The sequence below is a fragment of the Komagataeibacter oboediens genome (assembly GCF_003207815.1).
Lineage (GTDB): Bacteria > Pseudomonadota > Alphaproteobacteria > Acetobacterales > Acetobacteraceae > Komagataeibacter > Komagataeibacter oboediens.
Window position 1 is genome coordinate 1 of record NZ_NKTX01000124.1, and the last position, 3,799, is coordinate 3,799.

A 3,799-nucleotide genomic window follows, 5' to 3' on the forward strand; every position below is an offset into this window, starting at 1 on the left:
TCGCAGGTAGTACCGCGTCCCTATCTCTTAAATCGCTCATGCTTCATAGCTGAACAAGACCAGAAGTATTCAGCAAGGCGTCAGTCGCCGGGAGCTTACGTACATTCCGCCTTGTTCGTCGGATTGGAGAGCGGGAAGATCACCGGCCGCTCGTTCAGTTTTGCCATCTCGCGGACCACCTCCTCGGTGAATGCGCCGCCGATGGTGCTGACGCCGATCAGAATGGTCGGCTTGAAGGTTCTGACGACCTCGAGAAGATCTTTCGTCGGTTTCGCCTCGTGCGCGAACGGCTTCTGCCACTCGTTGAGATCGGTCCGGCTGGTCTCGATCAGACCGTTGACATCGATCAGTACGATACGCTCACGCGCTTCGGCCTCGCCCAGACCCGCTTCGACCATCGCCGAGACAATCATACTTGCGATACCGATCCCGGCTGAGCCTGCGCCCAGAAAAAGGACGCGCTGATCGGCGAAAGTCTCGTTCTTGATCTGCAGTGCCGTGGTCAGGCCTGCTACCGCGATCGCTGCGGTTCCCTGAATATCGTCATTGTAGCACAGGACCTTGTCGCGATAGCGGGCGAGAAGCCGCATCGCATCGGTACCTTTCCAGTCCTCGAAATGAATGCAGACACCGGGAAACACGTCTGTAGCGGCTTCGATAAATGCCTCTGAGATCAAATCCACCTCCGCTTCGTCTGGCGGGAGCTCGCGCAGACCAAGATAAAGCGGATCGGCCCGGAGCGCCGCGTTCGTGGTGCCTATGTCCAGTAGCACAGGCAGCAGCGCCTCGGGCGGCACCCCCGCGCAGGCGGTGTAGAGCTGGAGCTTGCCAATGGGAATGCCCATGCCGTTAGCGCCGATATCGCCAAGACCGAGAATACGGCCGCCGGTGGACACACAGATGAACCGAACGTCTTTTACCGGCCAGTTGCGCAGAATTTTTTTGAAGCGACCTTTCATGTCGCGCGTGAGATACATGCCCGCGCTGCCGCGATAGATATGTCCGTATGCCAGACAGGCATCAGCCACGGTCGGATCATAGACAATCGGCACAAACCGCGCGGGGTCGACATCAGCGTGTGGTAGAATAGCGTCTCGTTCCTGGCCGCCAGGCTCATGAGATAGATGTAGCGTTCGAGATCATTCGGCTTTGCGGCGAGTTGCGTCTGAACCCTCTCCAGTTGCCGGTCGATGTTTTCCACAGTCGGAGGAAGCAGACCTTCAAGGCCGAGCGATTGACGCTCAGTCATTGTAAAGGCGGTTTCCTTGTTGCGGGCGGGGTTGTTGAGGATTTCCTGTCCCCGGATCGTGCTGGCCTGGCTCATGTGTTCTCCTCGCGGTTCGACGGCGTGCGGAAGTCATGCGCTTCGTTCGGAACGGCCGCCGCTGGATGACTGAATGTCATCTTGGGCCCACCCGAGCTCCAGCGCATCCGGAAAACTACGTACGTAAAACCTCGTAAGGGAAACGACCCGTCCTGATTTCAGGTCGACTGTGTTATCGCGGCCGCTCCGTGGCTGTCAGCGTCATCCGCACGAGTTCAGACAGGCTGCGAGCGTCCATCTTTATCATGAGATTGGCCCGATAAATCTCTATCGTGCGCGGGCTTATCCCAAGCTCCCGGGCGATGACCTTGTTCGATTGACCGTCGACGAGGCCACGGAGAACCTGTTGCTCCCGCGTCGTCAGAGCGGCGATCCGCTGGCGAATGACATGTGCATGCGCGCGTTCGGCGCCGTTCTCGTCACCGCACCGCAGAGCGGAGGCCACCGCGTCGAGAATGGTATGATCGTCGAACGGCTTTTCGATGAAGTCGCGGGCGCCGGCTTTCATGGCCTGCACCGCTAGGGGGACGTCAGCATGCCCCGTGATCACAATGACCGGGAGAACCGTCGCGCGCTTCTGGAGACGGTCGACAAGAGCGATGCCGTCCATGCCCGGCATCCGGATATCCGTTATGATGCATCCGCACTCGACCCCGTCGAGGATAGCGAGGAACTCATCCGCCGATGCGTGGGTCCTCGCGGTATGTCCCGATGTCAGCAACAGGAAGGCAAGGGATTCGCGTACGGCTTCGTCGTCGTCGATCACATGGACGATACCATCCGGGTTCATTCGCCAAACTCCTCTGTCCTGGCGCAGGGAAGAGTGAAAAGAAAGCACATCCCTCCCCCGCGTTCCCGCTGCGCTCCGATGCGTCCTCCATGAGCCTCCACGATGGTGCGGCAGATCGACAGCCCGACTCCCATGCCATGATCCTTCGTCGTTGAGAAAGATTCAAACAGCCTGCCCGCAATCTCGGGGCTCACACCGGGGCCAGTATCCGTCACGCGGATCCGTGCCATGCCTTCGAAAGCGTCGACCGCGACGACCAGACGCCGTTCGTCACAGTCCTCCATGGCCTCCACGGCGTTGCGGATCAGGTTGAGGAGGACTTGCTGGATCTGAATCTTGTCCGCGATAACCTGATCGGCCCCAGAGTCCAGCTGAAAGGATACGTCGATCCCGCGCTCCGCAATTCCGACCAAGGCCAGCGTTGCCATCTCTTCGATAAGCGCCCGCAGGCTTTCCAGTCCCGGCTCACCTTCTCCCCGAGACACGAAGTCCCGCAACGACCGTATGATCCGACCGGCCCGCAGCGCTTGCGCGGCCGCCTTGTCCATGGCCTCTTGCACGCGCGTGCTCTGCCCGTTCTCGGCTTCCAGGAGACGGCGTCCGCCGTTGAGAAAGTTCGTGATGGCCGTCAGAGGCTGATTAAGTTCGTGAGCCAGTGTGGCTGCCATCTCGCCCATGGCTGACAGGCGTGAGATATGTGTGACTTCGGCCTGCAACTGTCGCACGCGTCGGTCCGCTTCCTCGCGTTCCGTGAGGTCGCGAAGGAACGCGATTGTAAAGGAGCCCTCTCCTGATGTCAGGCGTCCGGTAGACAGATCAACGGGGACAGTCGTCCCGTCTTTCCGACGGGCGACTGCCGCTATTCCGTGCCGATCGGAGACTGGAGCCGTTCCGAGTTCGGGGACGATGTCTGCGATATTCGTCCCGATCGCCTCTGCCGCATTAGACCTCAGAAGTGTCTCCGCCGCGTTGCTGAATGATTGCACGATGCCGCGCTCGTCGAGAATGATGATAGCGTCGGGAACTGCGTCGAGGATGGCGCTGAGATGCGCCTCCCGCTCAAGGATACGCTGCGCCATCGCGGCCGTGCGCCGACGGGCACGTAGCAGCCATTCGCCACCACACGTGATCAGGACGCAGAGTGTCGCGAACAGGATCGTCTCGACCCAGTTTTCGATCGGCGGCGCGCCGTCATGCGCGAGAAGGAGGCAGCCGATCACTGATGCAAGTGTGGCTGCGGCTAGACCGGAAAAGAGACCGCCGATCACCGCGCCGACGAGCACTCCCGGAAGCAGTAAGAGAAACAACGTCCTGCCGCCGAGAAACGGATTGATCAGGAAACGTATGAGCGTCCCCAGTATCACGAGCCCGAGCGCGTACGAGGAGGCGGCCGCGAAACTGCGATGGCGTGCCAGCGCACCGGTCTCTTGAGGCGGCAGATCCCAAAAGTCCCTCAATGACGTTCTCCTCACCGAATGGTCGGCGAACGACCTCGCCAAGGCGAGTCAGTATTACTACGTAATAGCCTCATTCATCAAAACATTGCACCTGTAGGGTGAGACTGCGCCATGAACCGTCATGGTTCTTAGCAGCCTGTCGGGTTGGGTTACCCAGTGAAGGGGTAAGGTTGTAAGGTGGTGAGATGAGCAGCTTCATCCCGTTTGACCGGTCTCAGCCGTATCTTC

2 protein-coding genes and 1 pseudogene are annotated in these 3,799 nt (G+C 59.9%); all 3 read right to left on the reverse strand.

What is annotated here, in order from left to right; all coding sequences use genetic code 11:
• Positions 1 to 98 precede the first annotated feature (98 nt).
• Positions 99 to 1,324, reverse strand: a pseudogene (gene maeA / locus CFR80_RS17180) (oxaloacetate-decarboxylating malate dehydrogenase); the annotation flags it as partial.
• Between the two features lie 172 nt (positions 1,325 to 1,496).
• Positions 1,497 to 2,114 carry a response regulator FixJ gene (gene fixJ, locus CFR80_RS17185; RefSeq protein WP_019087322.1) on the reverse strand — a complete coding sequence of 206 codons (618 nt, stop codon included), beginning with the start codon at positions 2,112 to 2,114 and terminating at the stop codon, positions 1,497 to 1,499.
• Positions 2,111 to 3,571: a sensor histidine kinase gene (locus tag CFR80_RS17190; RefSeq protein ID WP_194303387.1), complete on the reverse strand. Its 1,461-nt coding sequence runs from the start codon at positions 3,569 to 3,571 to the stop codon at positions 2,111 to 2,113. The genes fixJ and CFR80_RS17190 overlap by 4 nt, the downstream gene beginning before the upstream one ends.
• Between the last annotated feature and the right edge of the window lie 228 nt (positions 3,572 to 3,799).